We start from the raw sequence: 20,524 nt of genomic DNA on the forward strand, positions 1-20,524 counted from the left end.
AAAATTCCCAATGAAGACATACGCAAAAATTTTAACCGCTGCCTTGCTCACGACGGCAGTCCTCCACGCTGAGGACTCGTCGATGCCAGAATTGACTGGTGTAGTGCCGCTCTCCGAGCTGGTCCGTCAAGGCGTGATTACGCAGCAGCAGGCAGACCAAATCAAGGGTGCCGCCGTGGGCATTGAGCCGCGGGTCGTCTCTAAGTCGCACGTGGAAAAGATCACTATCTCGGGCTACGCGCAGTTTGCCTTCGCTTACGCTACGGGGCATGATGACGTATTGCCTAATCCACCGGCGAATAACACATTCTACCTGCCGAACATTATTTTTGGCGTGTCGGCTGATATCGGTTCGGGCTTCAGCACGACCGTGCAGGCGAACTTGGGCGACGGCTTTTCTTCGCGCAACTACATTGAAAAGGCCTACGTCGAGAAGGAATTCGAAGGCTACGGTAATGTGCAGGCCGGCTTTAAGAAGGCTCACTTCGGGTTTGAGCAATACACCTCCTCGCGCTACATCCCGGCGCCAAATCGCTCGATCGCCACGAACTACTTCACCAGCAGCTATCGTCGTAGTGGCTCCGGCACCTTCGCCACGAGCTCGGCTGGCGTTGGCACGACGCGCCTTGGCTTGGGCGCACGTCGCTTGGGTGTTTACTGGGCAGGTGAAATCCCAGGCGTAGATGGTTTCGACTACTTTGCGGAAGTCACGCAGGGCTATCAGAACTTCTCGGCTCCTTCGAACACCGGTTCGCAGAACCACATGGGTTACTCCGGCGGTGTGCAATACGGCTCGAAGTTTGAGGGCGGCAAATACCTGTTTGGCATCAACGGCACCTACATGCCCGAGGGCAATAGCTGGAATAATGGCGGCCTCTCGCAAACAAACTCCATCGGCGCGATCAATCCGTTTGGTAAGCTGGACTACGGCAACTTTCGCATCATGGGTGAGTTTTTTGCGGCCAATATGGAGAACGGCAAGGCCTCTTACCTGAATGGGCCGACGTCGATCTCCGGCTTCAACAGTGGCACCTCCAACCCGTTGGGCGGCACCGTTTACGTGAGCTACATGATTGGTAAGCTTGAGCCGATCTTCCGCTTTTCCGCCATCGATTCCGACCAGGGCGGGGTGAACCCGAACGTCGTCAAGAAGGGCGTGTCCTTCGGTGGCGCGCAGCCCGGCACGACTACGCTCACCAGCAATGGTCAGGGTTTCTTCAATGCCGCGCAGTCCTACTACGCAGGCGTGAATTACTACTTTTTGGGCACGGACGCCAAGATCGGCCTCGGCTGGGAGCACATTCAGTTTGGCGGTCGTTACAACGGCACGAGCTTCGGTGGCGCCAATGCCAGCGAAGACGTGATCCGCTTTGCCGCGCAGGTGGTATTCTAAGCAAATCGCAACAACTTTCTAGGTCGTCACTGATCTGGTTTGCGAATGCTCCGCAGCTTCGGCTGCGGAGTTTTTTCGTGCCCGCTATTCGTATTTAAAATCGCCGCCGAAGAGGTCGGTGTTTTCCTGAATCGGGCCGAGGGTCGTGTCGATAAATTTGGCTTCTTTGCTGAGCAATTGCCCATAGAGCTCGGGGCGGCGGTCCTTTAAATAATGATAGGCTGGGGCGGGGTGGGTGCGGCCGTAGTAGGCAGGCACGCAGTCGCAGACCAGGAGCGTGTCCTGCTCGTTGTGCGCGGCTACGAGTATCTCGCCATGCGGCGAGCAGACCATGGAGTTGCCGCGGTAGTGCCAGCTGTCGCCATCGCGCGTTTCATAGCCGCAGCGGTTCACGTAGGCAAAAAACAGGTTGTTGGAATACGCGTGCGCGGGGAACTGCACCTTGGCCACGTCGGGGTAGGGGACGCTGCTCATGCGGCCATCGGGCAGGCGGTAATACGTGTCCGCCGCCGTGGGGCCGACGATCAACTTCGCGCCCTTGAGCGCCAGAATGCGCATCAGCTCGGGAAACTCGCATTCGTAGCAATTGACCACGCCGACGGGGAAACCCGCGATCTTGTGGACGGGATATTCGCTGTCGCCAACGTCCCAATTGTCGCGCTCCTGCTGGCCGTAGAGGTGGCATTTTTTGTAACTGTCGAGCAGCGCGCCATGCTCGTCGATGACGGCGATGCTGTCGTAATAATACGCGCGGTCCTCGCGGTCGACGCGTTCGCCGTAGCTGACGATCACGCCCATCTTGTGCTTTTTGGCGATCTCCCGAATACGCGTAATGCTGGGCCCGTCGCAGGTCTCGGCGGTGGCGTGCGCGGTCTCGGGGTTGTGCGTGTAGCCTTGCAGATAAATCTCCGGAAACGCAATACACTGCGCGTGATAATGCTTGGCCTTGGCGACGGCCGTTTCGAGCCGCGCGAGGTTTTGCTCGGTCGCATTGTCGCCACACGCGCCTTGCGCTTGATAGATGGCCAAACGAATGCCCGCTCCCTTGGGCGGCAACTCGTCGTAGATCGACGTGCGCACTTGCAGCTTGCGGTAGGAGGCCTCGACGGTCGCGCCGAAATGCGGCGTGCCGTCATTTACGAGAAAAGAAGATGCATCAGCCATGCGGGGACTATGTCCGAGGCGGCGTGAGGCGTCGATTTAATTTAGCCGCGTTCATTCGCAGCAAATGAAGAACGCCCGGTTGGCTCACCGGACGTTTTCTAAAAGTTATTTAGGGACGTTTGAACCCTGCTTGTGAAATCGGTCTGAGCTGGCTAGTTGAGCTTGGTCTTGGAGGAGGTAATGGTTTCCACCGTCCCGTCGCGGTCGAAGCCGACTAGGATTTTCTCGGAGACAATGCTGTTGTCCACCGCTTGGGTTTCCTGCTGGTAGAGCCAAATTTCTTCGCCGACGCCTTCGTGGAAATCCTCGAGCGTGGTGTTGGAGTAGGCTTTACCGTCGGGGACGCCAAGTATGCGGGCCACGTCGGCTCGGGTTGAGGATTGGCGGTTGATTTGGTTCTTTGCGCGGAGGTTTTGTGGGGGGGCATCGCTCTCGTAAGAGGACGCGTAGAAGTAGCCGTTCAGTTTGCCGTCGACAAACTCCAGCACCATGATGCGACCATCGGACTGATTGAAGGCGCGGCTTTCCATGAAGATATACGTCCAAATATTATAGTCGTTATAATCGTTGGATACATTCTTCTCGACCTTGGGGTTGCCAAACATTCTGCGTGCTTGCAGATTTGTGGTCTTGCCCAACTGCATATTGTTTGTCTTCACGATTTGGAAATCATTTCCTGCCTGGTGGGAACATCCAGTCGAAATGAAACCGGTTAAGGTGCTGATTAAAAAGAATGCAAAATACTTGTTCATGCGGAGCGATGTTGGGTGGCAACCGAAGCCACGTCGATCTTTTCTTTGCTTCTTTAACTGCATTGTTTAGCCACGGCTGAAACGCTAATGCTAGCGAGACGTGTTTCTTAAGAACAGGAGGTTATGCCGCTTAAGCTTTAAGTTTTGCGGCGTGGCCGCGACTGCGCTGGTAGGCCCAGTGAATGACTGCCTTGGACTGCGCTCTATCCGTTGATAGGAATTGAATTTTGATTTGATGGAGCATCGCCCGCCAGTAAAAATCCACCCTCAAGTGCTCGCGGTTTGTGCGGCGCTGGCGTTGATCAGCTCCAGGAATGGTGGGAGGATGCTGCGGGCTTTTTGTGGGCCGATGCCTTTGATGGACATCGCTTCCTCGGCGTTGGCTGGTTTGAGGGCGGCCATTTGCTGGAGCACGGTGTTGGGGAAGATCGTGTAGGCGGGCGGGTTGCCGCGCTTGCGGCGCATGTCGTTGCGCAGCTTCACGAGCTGTTCGTAAAGGGCGTCGTCGGGCTCGGCCGCTTGGGTGATGGCGTCATCGGTTTCCGGCCAGACGAGCTTGGGGCGCAGTTCGCCAAACATCACTTTGCTGCCGGAGTCGGTTAGCTCGAGCAGCGGGTAGTCGCCTTCGGTCACGGTCAGGTAGCCGCTGTTTTCCAGCTCGTTGAGGAGCTTGCCGACGAACTCCGTGCCATGCTCTTTCAAGATGCCGTGGGTGGACAGCTTGTCCAAGCCGGGGTCGACGATGACCTTGGCCTGGCTACCGGTGAGGCACTTGATGATGCGGTCGCGGCCGTAACGCGCCTCCCAATGGTGACGACTGCGGCGGACAGACATCCGCGCGACGCCGCTCAACGCTTTTTGGACCACGAGCGCCTTGTCTTCATCGACGGGGCCAACGTTGCCCGGGCGATGACGGCAGCGGTCGCACTGACCGCATTCGGCGGCGTCGGCGTCTTCAAAGTATTCGAGAATCCACTGTTGGCGGCAGCTCTTGGCGTAGGCAAATTGAATCAACCGGCGCAGCTTGTCTTCGTCGCGCTGGCGCTTGATGAGCAGCCCGCGCGCGTCGAGCCCGAGCTCGCTCGCGAGGCGCACGCGCTTGAGCACCCGGGTGCCGCGCAGACGTGAGCCCGGCACGTCAAAGCGCTCGATGGCGCCGCAGCGGCGCAGTTGGCTGATCGCGGAGCTCACGGCCATGCCGTTTACTTTGCCCGGCAAAGCTTCGCAAATTTCTTCGATGGTAAGGAAGGCCTCGTTGTTCTCATTCACGTTCCTTTGCAATACAGAGTGAATGCTGTGGATGAGGCTCAGCGGCGGGTTGGCGCCTTCGATAAAAAACTCCTGTGTGGTCTTGTCGGCGTAGCAGAAAAGCATCTCGCAGTAGGCGGGCTTGCCATCGCGTCCGGCGCGTCCGGCTTCCTGATAGTAGGCCTCGACGCTGCCCGGCATTTCGTAGTGCGCGACGAAACGGATGTCCGACCGGTCGATGCCCATGCCGAAGGCGTTCGTGGCGACGGCAATGGGCACCTCACCTCGGACAAAGCGGTCTTGCGCGGCGTCGCGCTCACTGGGCGTCATGCCGCCGTGGTAGATAACGTGCTGCACGAACTCCTCGCGCAGGTATGTGGACACCTCTTCGACGGACTTGCGGCGGGCGCAGTAGATGATGCCGACGCCGTTGTTTTCGATGAGCTGGCGGATGCGCTTGATCTTGTCCTTGCGCTTGTCGATTTGCTTGATCGCAAAGGAGAGATTGTCGCGACCAAAGCCGGAAACAAAGGTCGCCGGTTGGCGCAGCTTGAGGTTGTTGGCGATGTCTTCGCGGACCTCGGGCGTGGCCGTCGCGGTGAAGGCCGCGCAGCACGGGTGGCCGATCTTTTCCAGGGCCTCGCCGAGGCGTTGGTAGTCGGGGCGGAAGTCGTGGCCCCACTGGGAAATACAGTGGGCTTCGTCGACCGCGAACAGCGAGATCTTCACGCCCTTCAAGGAGTCGATAAACGACTGCGCGCGGAAGCGCTCGGGGGCGACATAAACCAGCTTTAGCTCGCCGCGGCGAAGGTCGTCCAGGCAGGCGCGTTGCTCGTCCCAGCTTTGCGAGCTGTTGATCATGGCCGCCGCGATGCCGCGCGCATTGAGCGCGTCGACCTGGTCTTTCATCAGCGCAATGAGCGGCGAGATGACGAGCGTCACCCCGGGCAGCATCAGTGCGGGGAGTTGGTAGCACAGGCTCTTGCCGCCACCGGTCGGCATGATGACCAGCGTGTCGCGCCCGCCGATGATTGATTCGACGATTTCGTCTTGCGGCTCGCGAAATTGCTCGAAGCCGAAATGTTTTTTAAGTCCTTGGGCGGGCGTCATGAGCCCCTTAACTAACTGCACGGAAATGCAGTTAGTCGAGGCTGAATTTGAAGGAAGTTTGAGCCGCGTCGTTAATGCCTGCGCGAGAGGTAGTTGGGAAGGGGTAGGGATGGTTGCCCTCAACCGTCCAGTTTCAATGCGTTAGCCAAATTACGATGCGGACGGTTGAGGGCAACCGTCCCTACCTTTGGGCAGACTGTGCTTACTCTTGCCGGTAGGCTTCAATCACTGCTTGCGTGGCGGACTGCATAGCCGCGGCGTCGGCCTCGGTGATCGAGCCATCGTTGTAGCAGGCGCGGTAGAATAGGGCGCTGACGGAGTCGCACAGCGGCGTGGGGATCTCGCGCTGCTCGCGGATTTCGCGCAGGGTGTCGAGCGGCGTCGAGGCGAGGTCGTGCGTGAAGCCGAGTTTGATCAGCGCCTTGAGCATTTCATGGTAGCTGTAGATCACGCGCTCGCGCGGGGACTGGCGACCGAGGGTTTTCTTGAACTGCTCGGCGATGCGGTGAAAGGGCGAGTCGCCGCGCTGGAATTCGGCGTCGGGCTCGTCGTTTTTCTCGCCGAAGAGCCGCATGATGTAGGGGAAGCAAAAGTAGGCCAGCGCCGCGAGGATGACGAAGTCCCACCACTTGATTTGGTAGCGGGATTCAGTGGCGGCGGCGCGCTCGATACCTCTGACGGGTGCCTCCGCGGGGTTCAGAATAAAACCGCCGAGATGCAGCAGCATGCCGATTAAAATGTAGGCCATCAGCAGGCCCGCGCTGAGCGCAAGGATGATGAGCGCGAGGTGCCCGTGGTCGCGCCAGCCGAGGTAGGCGCGCGTCTCCGGCGGGTCGTAGGCCAGGGCGAGCGCGAGCATTAACAGCACCGGCACGCACCAAAAAAACGCCAGGCCCGCGAGCCCCCAGAACGCCGCGCCGAGGCCAGCAAACAGCCCGACGCGCAGCAGCACATCGGTCTGCGATTGTGCGCGCATCGCGGTAAGTCCGATCAGCCCAAAGCCGACCGACATGGCCGCACGCTTGGCGGCGGGGTTGTCGTTCATGATGTTGGCGCCGACGAGAACAACAATGATCGGGAGGACAAATTTCCAACGGCCCTCGATGTATTCCCAGTTTATGTCACTGGCTTTGACGAGGTATTCATTGAGTGCGACCGCGATGCAGATGCCAAAGAGAATCAGTACTGTCGTGCCAAACGCGCCGTCGGGAGTCGGGCCAAAGCCGCCGCTCCACAGCGGCAGCAGGCTCAATGCGGCGAGCAGCGCAGCGTGAAAAAAGTGCGGTGTCAGCGCTCTCACAGCGGGCCCTCCAGCATGGATTTTTCAAGGCCGCGCTCAAGGTCCACCCACCAGAGGCATTCCACGCGGTCGCCGATTTCGCCAGCTAACTGATAGCGGTTGGGGCGGGCGGCGCGCTCCTGCGGCGTCGTCTCGTAGGCGACCATGTTTTCGTCGTCGAGGATCACGAGGAAGATCTGGCAGGGCTTCCAGCTAAAGAGCTCCAGCAGTTCATCGAGCGCGGCAATGGAGAAATTGACGCGGCTGAGGATCAGCCAAAATGTAGAGCCATCGCGGATCACATCGGGCCGCTCAAGTAGCAAATTGACGAGCGTCGTTTCGCTTTTTTCGCGCACGGGAATGAGTGCGTCGAGGATGTCGACCAGGTGCTGGTGGCCCATGCCCATGTCGATAAACACCTCGGGCTCGCCGTTGATGAGCACGCCGACGGGTTGCCCGCCCTGGATGGTTTTTGCGGCCAGACTACCAGCGAGCTGCACGCCGAATTCCTCGGTCGACACCTTGCCCGTGCCGGCGCGTCCGGCCAGTGGGAGGTCGAGCAAAATGAAGGTGTTCGCGGGCGTGATCTGCTCGTATTCCCGGACCATCAGCTCTTCGCCGCGCGCGGTTTGCGGCCAGTGAATGTGGCGGTAGGGATCGCCGGGCACGTATTCGCGGACGCCGAGCTGGAGGTCGCTGTCGCCGGCGCGGGCGCGGGGCAGGCCCTCGGGAATCGCGTCCGGGATACCGATGCCGGGCGGCATTTGGGGCATCGGGAACACCTGCGGGTAAACGGAAAACTCCTGCCGCACATCGAGGGTCCGCGTGAAGATAAACATCCCCAGCGGATCGGCGATGGTTACGTGGATCGGGCCGAGCGTGTAGCGTCCGCGATCCATGTAGCACTGCGCGTGGTATTCGAAATCCGTCGCTGAATGGGCGGGCAGCACGCCGGGCAGCGTCAGGAAGATGTCAGCCTCCATTTCGGGCTCGAAATTCTCATGCACGATGAGGCGGAAAATCGGGAACCAGTGCCGGTTCTGCATGGTGATTTTCACGTCGACGTATTCGCCTTCGCAGGCGCCGTCCACGCACTGGCGCTTCACGCGAATGAGCTTGCGCTGCTGCATGACAATCAGCGCGCAGCAGAGGCCAAATGTCGGGATGAACAGGCCGGTCAGCAGATACGCGGCGTTTTGCAGATTCCACCCGAAGAAAATGAGCATGCCCGAGCCAAGCAGCGTGATGGCGCGGCTGATGCGTTGGCGCTTCTGCTCGCTGGCGGTCATGCGTTATTGGGTGATCGGCGCTTCGACGTGTTGGAGGATGCTGTTGATGACCGAGGCGGCGGAGTCGACATTGACCACGGAGCGCGTCTTCAGAATGATGCGGTGCGCGAGGACGAAGCTCGCGACTTCCTTCACGGTGTCGGGCTTTACGAAGGTGTCGCCCTTGAACAGGCTTTGCGCCTGGCTGGCGCGCATGAGGGCCAAGGAGCCACGCGGGCTCGCGCCGACGGCGATGCGGTCATCGTCGCGGGTGGCGGCCATGATGCGCGCGATGTAGTCGAGGATGTTGGGCTCGATGTGGATCTCGCGCACGGCGGCCTGCGCCTCGAGCACTTCGTTGACAGAGATCACAGGTTGCACGTCGAGCACGGGGTGGTGCTTGACCTGCATCTGCATGACGCGGGCCTCCTCCTCGACGCTCGGGTAGCCGAGGGAGAGTTTGCCGAAAAAGCGGTCGAGCTGCGCCTCGGGCAGGGAGAAGGTTCCCTTGAGCTCGATCGGGTTTTGCGTGGCGATGACAAAGAACAGCCGCGGCAAGTCATGCGTCACGCCGTCGACGGTGACAGTCTTTTCGCCCATTGCCTCAAGGAGGCTGGACTGCGTGCGCGGTGTGGCGCGGTTGATTTCGTCGGCTAAAAGGACGTTGGCAAACACCGGGCCCTGGCGGAACTCAAACTCGTTGCTTTGCCGGTTGAAGATGGCGACGCCGGTCACGTCGGACGGCAGCAGGTCGGGCGTGAACTGGATGCGCTTGAAGTCGCCGGAAATGGACTTGGCCAGCGTGCGCGCGAGGATCGTTTTGCCGACGCCCGGCATGTCCTCGATCAGCAGGTGCCCGTCGCAGACCAGGGCGATCAGCACGCCCTGCATAGCGCCGGGCTTGCCGACGATGACAGACTCCAGGCTCTGGCGCAGCCGGGAAAGTTTGGTGACGATGTTTTGATCCATAGCGGTGGCGGGCAATATTTGCTACGGATTGATAACGCTGCGCCCGGCAATGTCAAAGGGGGAGTCGCGCAGGCGCCGTGTATTCACGATTGACGCCGGGCGGCTTTGGCCCTTGCGTTGCGGGTTTCCTAAACAACCCGTATTTTACATTATGCTTCAAGCAGGCATCGTCGGACTGCCCAACGTGGGCAAGAGCACCCTATTTAACGCCCTCACGCGGACCCGCAAGGCGGAGGCCGCCAATTACCCATTTTGCACGATCGAGCCCAACGTGGGCGTGGTCGAAGTGCCGGACGAGCGCCTTGAGCCGCTGCGCGAAATCTCGAAGACCAGCGTCGTCATCCCGGCGGCGATTGAGTTCGTGGACATCGCGGGCCTTGTGGCTGGCGCTAGCAAGGGCGAAGGCCTGGGCAACAAGTTCCTGGCGAACATTCGCGAGGTGGACGCCATTGTGCACGTGGTGCGCTGCTTTGAGGACGAGGACATCATCCACAAGGAGGGCTCCGTCGACCCGATTCGCGACATCGACATCATCAACACCGAGCTCGTGCTCGCCGACTTGGAGTCCGCCGAAAGCCAGCTCGATAAAAACCGCCGCCGCGCCAAGGGTAATGACAAAGAAGCCGTGGCCAACGCCGCGTTGCTCGAAAAGGTCGTCGAGCACCTCAATGCCGGCAAGCCTGCCGTGACGATGGACCTGACCGACGACGAGCGCGAACTGCTGAAGCACTTCTGCCTGCTCTCTTCCAAGCGTGCGCTCTACGCCTGCAACGTGGCCGAAGACGACCTTGCCAACGGCGGCAACGACTTTACCAAGAAAGTGGCCGACTGGGCCGCCGAGCACCACGGCGCCGGCTCTTGCGTCATTTGCGCCCGCATCGAGGAAGAACTTTCCGAACTGGAGCCCGAAGAAGCCAAGGAGTTTTTGGCGGACCTCGGTGTCGATGGCTCGGGTGTGTCCGGTCTGATTCAGGCTGCTTACTCGCTGCTCGGCCTGGCCAGCTACTTCACCGCCGGCGAAAAGGAAGTCCGCGCCTGGACGTTCCACGTGGGCATGAAGGCGCCGCAATGCGCAGGCGTGATCCACACCGATTTCGAAAAGAAGTTCATCAAGGCGGAAGTCGTGAGCTACCCGGACCTTGTGGCCGCGGGTTCAGTCGCCGCCGCACGCGACGCGGGCAAATACCGTCTGGAGGGCAAGGAATACTTGTTTAAAGACGGCGACGTGGCGCTGTTCAAAGTGGGCGGTTAATCAGCTGCCACATCCACCGCCGCAACCGCCGCCACAGGAGCTACCGCAACTACTGCCTCCGTCTCCGCCGTCACCACTGAAGAAGCCGTCTTCACCGAAAAGGCTTTCGAACCAGCCGCCTTCGTTGCGGCGGGAGTCGGTTGTGTTATCGAAGTAAGCGACTGATCCCGCATCGCTGCCGGCGTCACCGGCGTAGGCGCTCGAGGTCGATTCCCGCTTGCGGCTTTGGTCGCCGGCGATGACGCCTTCTGCGCCGATGATGCGCAGATCCTGACCGGTTTCATCGACGACGCCTAAGTCGGAGCAAAATATCTGCCGCTCGTGGCAGAGGTCGGACCAAACCCAGGCGTGGGCAAACGCATCCTGCACACCGTAGTAGTTGTGGAATGCTGGCTCGGAGTTGAGCGGCGCCATGCGGTTGGCGGAGTAAGCGCGGGCACCTTCACCCCGGCGAATCATTTTGCGGAAGGTCTTTTGCTTAGTCGCCTCGATGTGCATGTGCTGATGCAGCGCCATGATCACCGCCCCGGTAAATTGGTCGAACAGGCCGCGCTGTTGGGAGAGATAGGCATCGTAGATTTCCTGTTTGGCGAAGATGGGCGCCAGTGATTCGCGCAACTCGGCGTCGCTTTTATCCTTGGCGGAAAACTCGTTGGAGAAGCCGTTGATGTGGATTTCAATCGGGTGCGCGCCGACTTCGTGACTGCGCAAAATATTAAACTGCAGAAGAAAGGTCATGCCCGGCACATGGTGTTCGAGCACGAGTGAAAGCTCGTCGAAGAGTTCGTTTTCCTGCGGGTCGATTTCGCGCTCGAAGGCATCCATGCAGAGGCGGAGATCCTGCGGAATGCCTTGGTAGTCGTAGTAAAAATCGGTCGCGTCTTTGGATAGGCGGACGATGTTATCGACGCCGATTGCCTGCAGCGCAAGGTTGAGTGATTGTAGAATGGAAACCGCGGTGAAGGTCTGGCGGACTTCCTTGGGCGAGGAGATGCCAAGCGTTAAAAAATGGGCGAGCTTGCCGAAGGCCTTAGTCGGCTTGCGACGTTCGACGTGGGAGAGCTCGGCCGGGCCGACGGTGATGAGTGCTTTGTAGTACATAGTGGAGTTGGGTGGTTAAGAGGCTTCGCAGGCACCGCAGTTGGAGGCGGCGGGCCCGAGGTTGGGGTTGTCCCAGAAGCGAATGCTTGGCGGGCCAAAGGCGGCTTGGTAGGCCGCAAGCGTGGCGTGGTATTGGCGGTGATTTTGGTCGGTGCCTCCACCGGGCGTATGGTGGATGTATTTGCCAAAATGTTGCTGGCAAAACGCATGGTAGTCGCGCGTGAAGAGAATAAACTCGTGCCACGCCAGGTCGACTTTATGCGAGGGCGTGAGCGGGGTTACACTTTGAGCGACGAGCGCCAAGAAGCGGATGGCCTCGGTGAGTGCTTCGGTTGCGGTCGGCGCATCGCAGGCCAATGCGCTGGCAATTTTTTCACCAAGCAATGGCTGAGCCTGTAGCAGCGTGGCTGAGGCAGCTTGGGAGTCGATTGTGTTTGAGCAGCTTGAGTCCATAGGAGTTCCGTTTCCTGAAGCTACCATGCCACCTATGTGCTCGTGAATTACAATTTGAGAAAATGATTGTAAGGCAGTGCGCTTACTTTGCCGCGCAAAGCTTAGCAGGCGACGCGGCCGATGAGCGCGTCGATCTTGTCGGCGAATGAGCGAACTGAGGCGAAGGGCTTATTGAAAAACAAGTCCATGCGGTGGCTTCACGGCGCAACTTGGCCGCTTGACTGTCAGTCGATTTTCAACTGCCAGCGATTATCGGGGCGGCTGAGCGTGATTGCGGCGCCGAATGCGTCACTGAGAATTTCGCTGCTTAACACGTTTTCCGTGGGCCCTTGGGCGAGGGCTTCGCCGGCCTTGATCACGAGCGTGTGACTGAAGCCCGGGATGATCTCCTCCACGTGATGCGTGACGAGGACGATGGTCGGCGCGCTCGGCTGCTGCATGAGGTTGCCCACGGCCTGGAGGAAGTGTTCGCGCATCACGGGGTCGAGCCCGGCGCAGGGTTCGTCTAGAATCAGCAACACGGGGCGCGTCATCAGGGCGCGGGCAATGAACACACGCTGCCGCTCGCCTTGGCTGAGGTAGCGCCACTCGCGCTCGGCCAAATAAGCGGCACCCATGCGATCGAGGCAGTCGCGGGCAAAGCCAACATCCGGCGTGCCGGCGTTACGCGTCCAATAGCCGAGCTGGGCGGACGGGCCACTGAGTACCGTCTTGAGCGCGGGTTCGTCGAGTGGCACCTTCTGCGCGATGCCCGAGCTGACGAGCCCGATGCGTTGCCGCAGCGCTGGCCAGTTGGACTGACCATACACCTGGCCATCGACTTCGATGCGGCCGCGGCTCGGGGTCAGGTAGGCCGTCAGCGATTGCAAAAGCGAGGTTTTGCCCGAACCATTGGCGCCGAGGATTACCCAATGCTGCCCGCGCTCCACGCGCCAGGAAACATCGCGCAGGATGGTGGTTTCCCCGCGGATGACGCTCAGGTCCCGGATGTCGATGATCGCACTGCTGTCTGGCATACGATCAAGGTGTGCCGCTTCCGGGGGAAAGACAAGTGCTCTAGTGTGGTGTCGTCTATGGATGATGTAAAATGCTGGACAATCTGATTTCCCAATAAATGATTGAAATTATGAAGTCTCTGATCTGGCTCATTGCCTTGTTTACTGTCACTGCCGCTAAGGCTGAAGTGGAGCGACCCTATGGGCCGATCGCAGTCGCGGCGACCTTGGCGAAGGAATTACAAGACGTCAAAGGTGTGCGAATCGTGATTGAGATTGTGCATCAGAAGCCTGGTGATGACCGGCCAATCATCATGACGGTGCACTCGCCGGAGGGAGATTTTCGAATGCCGGTCAACAACACTGGCGGCTTCACCTTACCAGATATCATCCAAGAGTTTTGGGCGGACTCCACCATTCAATCAAATTTGGAAAAAGGGGCAGTCGAGCTGAACTTCGGTCTCTATTTCGATGGCGATACAGATGGCAATAGCGCAGAGCCTATCGATTTGAAAAAGGGCAGTGAGAATATTGCCAGGCAAATCCAAGCGGTGGACCCCGAGGTCTGGCGTTGTACCCGCTACTGGAGCCGAAATTTTCCCGGTGGTCAGATTTTCTTTCACGGTGTAAATATCAACAAGGCTCAGGCGGAGCAGGGGCGGTGTGATATTTTGTTGGGTGAAAAATTGGTGGAATCAATCGATATGGCTGGCGACGAAGTTGTTTTCTTGAGCTTCGAGCAATACCCATTGGACAAGGTTAGTTTTAAATTCGCTGGCACGAATGAAGATGATGATGGGACCGTCAACTTTGCGCTTGGTTTCAGTCAACTGAATGAACCGCCTCCTCCGGGCGGGGTGATTCTCTGTGCGCTCTCGCCGGAGGGTCAGATCAGCTTCCCGATGCTGGAGGAGTAGGCGCGCCTTACCAGTCGGCGTAGGCGTCTTCGGAAATGTATTTACTGGAGCCGCTACCGGGGCGCAGCTCGACAAGGAGGATCTCTTCGCTGTTGGCAGGGAGCTTGACCGTGAAGCCGATCATTTTGGCGCCGGGGTTGGGGGCGTCGTAGTCGTTGGGCGGTGGGTCCATTGGGTAAATTTCCAACTGCGCGTTGGCGGGGGATTTGACCACAAGTTCAAGCTGTTTTCCGTCCTGCCGAAGCGTGGCATGGGTGGGGCTGTCGATGGTCACATCAGCGCGGGTGGCCATGCCCCAGCGGATTTCCGTTTCGCGGTCGAGCGTTTCGACGACATCGCGGACGACGACTGTGCCGTGCTCGTGGCGACCGATGCCGCGGCGGGCGGATTTGAGTTGTCCGGTGTAGGCCTCGGTGGTGTCTACAATGGTGTGCGGGAAGGGGCCATCGGCGACGTCTTTCGTTATGGGAATTTCTCCGTTGAGGTCCATGTTTTGGCTGTCGACCATGAGCACGTTGTGGCTCTTGATGCCGAGGCGGAAAACATTCCAGCGCTGCTCGCCCCACAGCGATATGCCGATGCTTTCGAGGCTGTGGTAGTCTTGCATGCCGAGGTCGATTGCCCAGCGCACGCCGTCTGACTCCATGACGAAGGTTCCAGAATCCATATGGCCGTGGCCAGCGGATGGTGAGCCTCCCTTGATGGCGTAGAATGTGGCGTTGGGGTCTTCCCAACTGGTGCGATGGAAGGCTACGGGCACTTCACCGTTGCCTTGCCAGTGCAGCTCGGTTGGCGGAGTGATGTCTTGTAGGGGCGGTGACCAGATCAGGGTGAACGGGAATAGGCGAGTGTCATGGCCGTCGGGGTTATGCTCTTTAGAGAGAAACTCTTCCAGCAATGGGCGTTCGCGCCAGAGCAGGGATGGGTTTTGGGTTCGCTCGGCAAACCAAACCATCAAGTCGCTAAACCCGTTGCGCGGGCGGCAATCTGAGTGATTGAAAAAGTCGCCGCTGGGTCCGGAGACATGAAGGTAATACTCGCTCGATTCGAGAAAGCCAGGTGCTTGCGAGAGGCCGAAGTCGGAACCCAGCACCGAGGCTAGCGCACCGATCAGCAGCACGTTAAAGCTGGTGCCGTAGCTCCAATACATCGGGCCTTCGGGGTAGGCGCCATCGGGCGCATAGACATCCATGCCGTAGTGGATGTTGTCGAGCGCGCGCTGGATTATCTGTTCGGCAAGCTCAGGCTCTTGCTCATAGACGACCAGGGCACCCATGACCATGCTGGCATGGCAGACTTGATTCCAGTTATTGCTGTGGTCGATCCACCACCAGTCTCTGTTCAGTGAGGGTTGGAGCCCCTTTTCGACAATAGCCTGGCGTATCGTCACACGGGCTTCTGGGCTGAGCGCCTGATAGCACCAATCGTAGCCGATCGCGAGGGCGGCGGTCATCTCGGCAGTGTCGAGAAAGTGTGTTGGATTCCAGTTACTGAAGGCGGCTACGTTGAGCATTTCAGCCTCAGCGCGCTGTGCGTATTGGGGGTTGCCAGTGAGGCGGTAGGCCATGCCGAGGTAGGCCATACGACGCAGGCAGGCGCGCGATACGTCCAGCAGGCGACGGCCTTCCAGCTCGTATTGCAACAGCGGCAGCTCAAGCATTTGGTCCGCCAACTCGATTGTGTGTTGGGAAGCTTTGCGAAGCAAAGTATCCTGCTCGATCTTGGCCTTGCAGTCGTTTTCCTCGCTGGTGGGAAGGAACAGTCGTGGGTGAGACTTTGGGGCGCTGGCGAGTAACTCGGGCATATCTTGTGCCTTGGCTAAAGGAATGGCGAGTGACAGTGACGTTAGGACTATCAGAGCTATTCGGGTGAAGAGCATAGGCGCAATTTACCCACGAGCCCGAAGGCGGGGTCAATGGCAATAGAACGCGCCGGTACAGGCCGGATGGGGCACCGTTCTACTTTTTGCGATAGTCACTGGGACTGCGGCCGATTACTTCCTTAAATTGCCGCGAGAAAAAGTATTCGTTACAGTAACCAAGTTGCAGCGCAATCTGCTTGATGAGCAGGTCGGAGTCGCGCAAGAGCAGGCAAGCCTTGTTGATGCGCGCATAAACTTGGTAGCGCTGCGGGCTACAGTGCATGATCTTTTTAAAGACGCGCGTAAAGTAATCGGCGCTGTAGCCGCATTCGGTGGCCAACTCGGCCGTGGTGATCTTGGCACCGGGCTCCTGTTGGATGCGCATGGCGATCTGCGAGATCAGGCGCCGTTGGTAGCGGTCGTGGCTGGCGGTGTTATCTTTGAGGCTGCGTTGCGACTGCGTGAGCACTTCCATCAGGAAGCCGCGGAAAAGGGTGTCGGCCGTGAGGATGGACGCCTGGACCGACTTCACGGTTGGCCGAAAAATGCTGATCGGGTTGGGCGCAAAGATCAGGTATTGGTAGTGGTCGTTGGCAAACAGGAAATACGGGTTGGAGCGTAGGTCTTCGCCGTTGGGCGCGTCTTTGTAATCCACATAGCATTGCCAGTAGAGCTCTACAATGTGACGGGTGACGGTCTCGGCGAGGTCGGCTTCGACAACGTCGATGTGTGGCGAGCAGTCGGGGGGCGGTTCGGCGACGTACTCTCCCTCGCGCTGTATATCGAACGAGATAAAGTTGGTGCCCAACGGCCGCTCCGGGCTTTGCGTAACGCTGTATTCCACGCCCGGCCTGAACCAGTAGAGCTGCCCCTGGCGGACTTCGTAGCGTTCGCCTTCGGCCTCGATCCAGCCGTTGCCACGCCAGAAAAACCACAGCTCATGGTGCTTCAGCACGCGGGTGGTATGCCACGGGCTGTAGGTCTCAATTCCGCTGGGCCAGTCAGCCCGGCCCACGTGCACTACATCAATCTCGATGTCTTGGAGGAATGACATGGAAGATCGATGCGGCGAAGTTAATCCTTTTGAGTGTGTTCAATCGCGGCTCCAATGAAGGACGCGAAAAGCGGGTGCGCGTGGTTGGGCTTGGACTTGAATTCCGGGTGGAACTGCACGCCCACCATCCACGGGTGGTCGAAGACTTCGGCGATTTCCACGAGGTCGCGCTCGGGGTTGACCCCGGCAATGCGCAGGCCGCTGCGCTCCAGGATTTCGCGGAAGTCGTTGTTGAACTCAAAGCGGTGGCGGTGACGTTCATGGATGATGAAGTCGCCGCCCTTGGGCGCATCGAATACGTTGCCGTAAGCTTTGTAGGAATGCGTGTCGGGCGTGAGCTTGCACGGGTAGGCGCCCAGGCGCATCGTCGCGCCCTTGTCCGTCACGTCGACTTGGTCGGCCATCAGGTTGATGACAGAGCATTCGCCGCTCGGGTCAAATTCCAGGCTGTTGGCCTTCGGGTAGCCGGCCACGTGGCGTGCGTATTCGATGACCAAAATCTGCATGCCCAGGCACAGGCCGAAGTAGGGGATCATCTTTTCGCGGGCGTAGGCGGCGGCGGCGATTTTGCCTTCGATGCCGCGGTCGCCAAAACCACCGGGCACGAGGATGCCGCCGAGGCCCTTTAGGTGCGCTTCCGGGCCGTCTTCTTCGATGGCTTCGGAGTCGATGCGGACGATGTTCACGCCGCAGTCATTGGCGACGCCGGCGTGGGTCAGGCTTTCGTAAACGCTCTTATAAGCGTCCTGCAACTCGATGTATTTGCCGACCACGCCGATGTCCACGCGGTTGGCGGGATACTTCAGGCGGCGGACCACGGACTGCCATTCCTTCATGTCGCAGTCCGGTGCATCGAGGCGGAGGTGGTCGACCACGAGGTCGTCCAGATTTTCCTGGGCCAGGCGCAGCGGCAGTTCGTAAATGGAGGTTTCGACGTCCATCTCTTCGATGACCGCCTTGACCGGGATGTTGCAGAACAGGCTCAGCTTCTGGCGAATGTCGTGGCTGATCGGCTGCTCGGTGCGGCAAACCAGGATGTCCGGCTGGATGCCGATTTCGCGCAGCTTGGCGACGGATTGCTGGCTGGGCTTGGTCTTGAGCTCGCCGGCGGCCTTGAGGAATGGAATCAGCGTGACGTGGATGAACAGCACGTTGTCAAAGCCGACTTCGAGCGCAAACTGACGCATGGCTTCCAGAAAGGGCAGGCCTTCGATGTCGCCCACGGTGCCGCCGATTTCGGTGATCAGCACATCTACATCGCCACCGTTGGCGCCGCCGTAAATGTGCTTCTTGATCTCATCGGTCACGTGGGGGATCACCTGCACGGTCTTGCCGAGGAAGTCGCCGCGGCGCTCCTTCTGGATGATCTCTTCGTAGATCTGGCCGGAGGTCAGGTTGTTGTTCTTGGAAAGGGTGCCGTTGGTGAAGCGCTCGTAGTGGCCGAGGTCCAGGTCGGTTTCCGCGCCGTCGTCGAGCACGTAAACTTCGCCGTGCTGGAAGGGGCTCATCGTGCCGGGATCGACGTTCAGGTAGGGGTCAAACTTCTGCAAGCGGCAGGTCAGCCGGCGCTGCTCCAGCAAGGCGCCGAGCGCCCCCGCGGTGAGTCCTTTGCCGAGAGAGGACACCACACCGCCGGTGATGAAGATGAACTTTGTTTTGAGGGATTCCGCTTGGTCAGGCATGGAGCAAAATTGGGATTCTTAAAAAAGAAAAACGGGCGGCGGAGGCTACCGCTGCCCGGGTCTAAATAAAAAGGAGCACGTCCCCCTCAGCGCAACCCGTTTTTCGCCCCATAAGGCAAATTTCTGCCCTGTATTGCGCAAGCCGTTGATCCTGAGCAGGAAAATCCATCATTGATTCGCCATACGTCCTGCCTACACTTTTCACCATGCCCAACATCGAGGAACTTGCGACGCAGCTCGCTGGCGATGATAAATCGCAATACATGCCTTGGCTCGACGCCCTGTCCGAAGGCGCGTTCCTGCAAGGCGAGGCGCATCTGGGCGAGCGTGCCTTCCGCCTCACCGCCGAGGCCTGCGCCACCCCGAAGCAATTCTCGCTGTTGGTCGAAGCCTTCGACGCCCACGCCAAGGAGCACCCCTACGCGCCCAATGGCTTCGATCTGCTGGTCGACCACGTGGACGACTCCCCAGATTCTCTGGCCGATTGGGTGGCCGCCGTCGAATATTTCTACGACTGGCTGGCGCAGAAAAACCGCACCTCCTTGGGCCTTGCCCAACTGCTCGAATACCTGAGCTGCTGCGTGGAAGCGCAGAAATCTCTCCCCCACAAGGAAGCCCTGGTGGATGTCCTGACGGATATGCTCGACCAATACGGCTTCGAAGGGTGACCCGCCGCGTTGCCTCTTGGCGTAGCACAGGTGTCCCGCCTGTGCCCGACACAATCACTCTGAGGTCGTGCCCGTTCGCCGTCTCACCACAAAAAAAATGGCCGGACGCATCATGCATCCGGCCAAGGCTGAGACTTGTGCAGGAAAGTTGCCTTAGAGGTCGTCTAAAAACTCAAGTGGTCTTCCCCGGAGAGCATCTTCGGGGTCAAAATATCATTTCTTCATCTCGACGAAACTGGTTTCGCCTCGATTCAGAAGCCGAAATTTTGCCTCCCGAATACATCTCGCCGACTCGATCAGACTTTTTAGACGCCCTCTTAGCGGCGGCGTTTGCGGATGATCGCGATGGCCAGCGTGCTGGCACCGAGGATCAGCGCCCAGGTGGAGGGCTCGGGAACGCTCGTCAGGCTGAAGTTGTCGTAAATCACGCCGGGTGCGCTGGAGGTGGAGGTCGTGAAGCCCACGCCGGTGATCGAGGAAAGCAGGCCGATTGATTCCGCTTCCGAGTAGGTGAAGGTGCTGCCATATTGGACGTCGTCCACGAACAGCGACAGTGTGTATTCGGAGGCAGTGGTGTCCAGCACGAGCGAGTAGTTGCGGGTGACGGTGACGTCGAAGCTGGAGTCGATCGCGGAGTAGCCGCTGATGTCCGTTCCCAGTGGGCGAAGCGACATGTCTCCCTGATTCGCGGCGTTATTTTGGGTGCGGAGGAACATCCAGGGCGTCTCGGGCCCAAGCGAAGGGAAGGCGGTGAAGGTCGGGCTGGTCTCGTTGAAGAAGCCAATGCCAGCGTATTTGGAGGACGTCGAGGAAGGCGACTGCGCACGGAAGTCGGCGGACAGCGTGTAGATGTTACCAGCTTCCAAAGTGAAGGCGAGGGAGTTGGTCGAAGCGCCTTGGATGGCGTTGCTCGAACCGCTGCCACTTTTCTCAACATAGGTAGGCGTGGACCAGGTTCCGGTGCCGATCGTCGGGGCTTGGCCGCCCAGCTGGCCAGCGGCGCCGGAGAAGTCTTCAAAGAAAATCGTCGTGCTGGCGCTTGCGGGCAGGGCGATCATCAGGCCTGCGGCAACGCGCAAGACTTGAGCGGTGAATTGAGGTTGGTTAAGGGGCATGATCTTTCATTATTTAGAGTTTGGGAGCATATCATCGCCACTTGGCGGCGAGATGATTTATACCCTAATGATGCCGCTCAGTTTTTCGAATGGTTTGAAAATGTTACTGTCCCTAAGTGCGTTTTAGGGAGGTGCTTTAAACTTTTCTGTGGCCTCGGTCGGGAGGCGTCAGCGGGGACATTTGGGTGCCAGTGAGCACGAGTGAGTAATAGCCAGTGGCTCTGACTATTAGTGAGTAGCTCT

At 59.1% G+C, this 20,524-nt stretch carries 17 protein-coding genes; 4 read left to right on the forward strand and 13 right to left on the reverse strand.

Going from position 1 to position 20,524, the window contains the following annotated elements:
* Positions 1-10: 10 nt before the first annotated feature.
* The gene (locus RBB62_RS01485) at positions 11-1,393 is read left to right on the forward strand and encodes a porin (protein WP_309396308.1); all 1,383 of its coding nucleotides are present in this window, start codon (positions 11-13) and stop codon (positions 1,391-1,393) included.
* Positions 1,394-1,477: 84 nt separating this feature from the next.
* Here the strand turns inward: RBB62_RS01485 and RBB62_RS01490 are convergent, their stop codons facing one another.
* The 6 genes from RBB62_RS01490 to RBB62_RS01515 form a co-directional block, all read right to left on the reverse strand.
* Positions 1,478-2,557 (reverse strand): nitrilase-related carbon-nitrogen hydrolase, encoded by a 1,080-nt coding sequence (locus tag RBB62_RS01490; protein WP_309396310.1) that lies wholly within the window; start codon positions 2,555-2,557, stop codon positions 1,478-1,480.
* Positions 2,558-2,709: 152 nt separating this feature from the next.
* Positions 2,710-3,216: a hypothetical protein gene (locus tag RBB62_RS01495; RefSeq protein WP_309396312.1), complete on the reverse strand. Its 507-nt coding sequence runs from the start codon at positions 3,214-3,216 to the stop codon at positions 2,710-2,712.
* 360 nt (positions 3,217-3,576) lie between these two features.
* Positions 3,577-5,688 (reverse strand): RecQ family ATP-dependent DNA helicase, encoded by a 2,112-nt coding sequence (locus RBB62_RS01500; protein WP_309396314.1) that lies wholly within the window; start codon positions 5,686-5,688, stop codon positions 3,577-3,579.
* A 181-nt stretch (positions 5,689-5,869) separates the two neighbouring features.
* Positions 5,870-6,967, reverse strand: a complete 1,098-nt coding sequence (locus RBB62_RS01505; RefSeq protein ID WP_309396316.1) for a DUF4129 domain-containing protein — start codon at positions 6,965-6,967, stop codon at positions 5,870-5,872.
* Complete coding sequence (locus RBB62_RS01510; RefSeq protein ID WP_309396317.1) at positions 6,964-8,235, reverse strand: DUF58 domain-containing protein; 1,272 nt, start codon at positions 8,233-8,235, stop codon at positions 6,964-6,966. The genes RBB62_RS01505 and RBB62_RS01510 overlap by 4 nt, the downstream gene beginning before the upstream one ends.
* A gap of 3 nt (positions 8,236-8,238) precedes the next feature.
* Positions 8,239-9,183: an AAA family ATPase gene (locus RBB62_RS01515; protein WP_309396319.1), complete on the reverse strand. Its 945-nt coding sequence runs from the start codon at positions 9,181-9,183 to the stop codon at positions 8,239-8,241.
* Between the two features lie 151 nt (positions 9,184-9,334).
* Between RBB62_RS01515 and ychF the strand changes: the two genes are divergently transcribed.
* The gene (gene ychF, locus RBB62_RS01520) at positions 9,335-10,435 is read left to right on the forward strand and encodes a redox-regulated ATPase YchF (RefSeq protein ID WP_343219058.1); all 1,101 of its coding nucleotides are present in this window, start codon (positions 9,335-9,337) and stop codon (positions 10,433-10,435) included.
* Here ychF and RBB62_RS01525 read toward each other — a convergent pair whose 3' ends face one another.
* The 3 genes from RBB62_RS01525 to RBB62_RS01535 all read right to left on the reverse strand — a co-directional run bounded on the left by RBB62_RS01525 (position 10,436) and on the right by RBB62_RS01535 (position 13,005).
* Positions 10,436-11,536, reverse strand: coding sequence for a hypothetical protein (locus tag RBB62_RS01525; protein WP_309396321.1), 1,101 nt, complete (start codon positions 11,534-11,536; stop codon positions 10,436-10,438).
* 15 nt (positions 11,537-11,551) lie between these two features.
* Positions 11,552-11,989, reverse strand: a complete 438-nt coding sequence (locus RBB62_RS01530) for a glycine-rich domain-containing protein (protein WP_309396323.1) — start codon at positions 11,987-11,989, stop codon at positions 11,552-11,554.
* A 224-nt stretch (positions 11,990-12,213) separates the two neighbouring features.
* Positions 12,214-13,005: an ABC transporter ATP-binding protein gene (locus tag RBB62_RS01535; protein ID WP_309396325.1), complete on the reverse strand. Its 792-nt coding sequence runs from the start codon at positions 13,003-13,005 to the stop codon at positions 12,214-12,216.
* Between the two features lie 110 nt (positions 13,006-13,115).
* Between RBB62_RS01535 and RBB62_RS01540 the strand changes: the two genes are divergently transcribed.
* On the forward strand, positions 13,116-13,901 hold the full coding sequence (locus RBB62_RS01540) for a hypothetical protein (RefSeq protein WP_309396327.1): 786 nt from the start codon (positions 13,116-13,118) through the stop codon (positions 13,899-13,901).
* Positions 13,902-13,908: 7 nt separating this feature from the next.
* On the opposite strand, the gene RBB62_RS01545 is transcribed toward RBB62_RS01540, so the two are convergent.
* From RBB62_RS01545 to pyrG, 3 genes are all read right to left on the reverse strand, one after another.
* The gene (locus RBB62_RS01545) at positions 13,909-15,705 is read right to left on the reverse strand and encodes a heparinase II/III domain-containing protein (RefSeq protein ID WP_309396329.1); all 1,797 of its coding nucleotides are present in this window, start codon (positions 15,703-15,705) and stop codon (positions 13,909-13,911) included.
* A gap of 154 nt (positions 15,706-15,859) precedes the next feature.
* Entirely contained in the window at positions 15,860-16,816 is a 957-nt protein-coding gene (locus tag RBB62_RS01550) for an AraC family transcriptional regulator (RefSeq protein WP_309396331.1), read from the reverse strand.
* Between the two features lie 20 nt (positions 16,817-16,836).
* A complete protein-coding gene (pyrG, locus tag RBB62_RS01555) occupies positions 16,837-18,498 on the reverse strand; it encodes a CTP synthase (protein WP_309396333.1) in 1,662 nt (553 codons plus the stop codon).
* Positions 18,499-18,704: 206 nt separating this feature from the next.
* On the opposite strand from pyrG, the gene RBB62_RS01560 reads away from it, so the two are divergent.
* Positions 18,705-19,166 (forward strand): hypothetical protein, encoded by a 462-nt coding sequence (locus RBB62_RS01560; RefSeq protein WP_309396335.1) that lies wholly within the window; start codon positions 18,705-18,707, stop codon positions 19,164-19,166.
* Between the two features lie 317 nt (positions 19,167-19,483).
* Here RBB62_RS01560 and RBB62_RS01565 read toward each other — a convergent pair whose 3' ends face one another.
* Positions 19,484-20,281, reverse strand: a complete 798-nt coding sequence (locus RBB62_RS01565; RefSeq protein ID WP_309396337.1) for a PEP-CTERM sorting domain-containing protein — start codon at positions 20,279-20,281, stop codon at positions 19,484-19,486.
* Positions 20,282-20,524 lie beyond the last annotated feature (243 nt).

It is taken from the genome of Cerasicoccus maritimus (assembly GCA_031296935.1).
Lineage (GTDB): Bacteria > Verrucomicrobiota > Verrucomicrobiia > Opitutales > Cerasicoccaceae > Cerasicoccus > Cerasicoccus maritimus.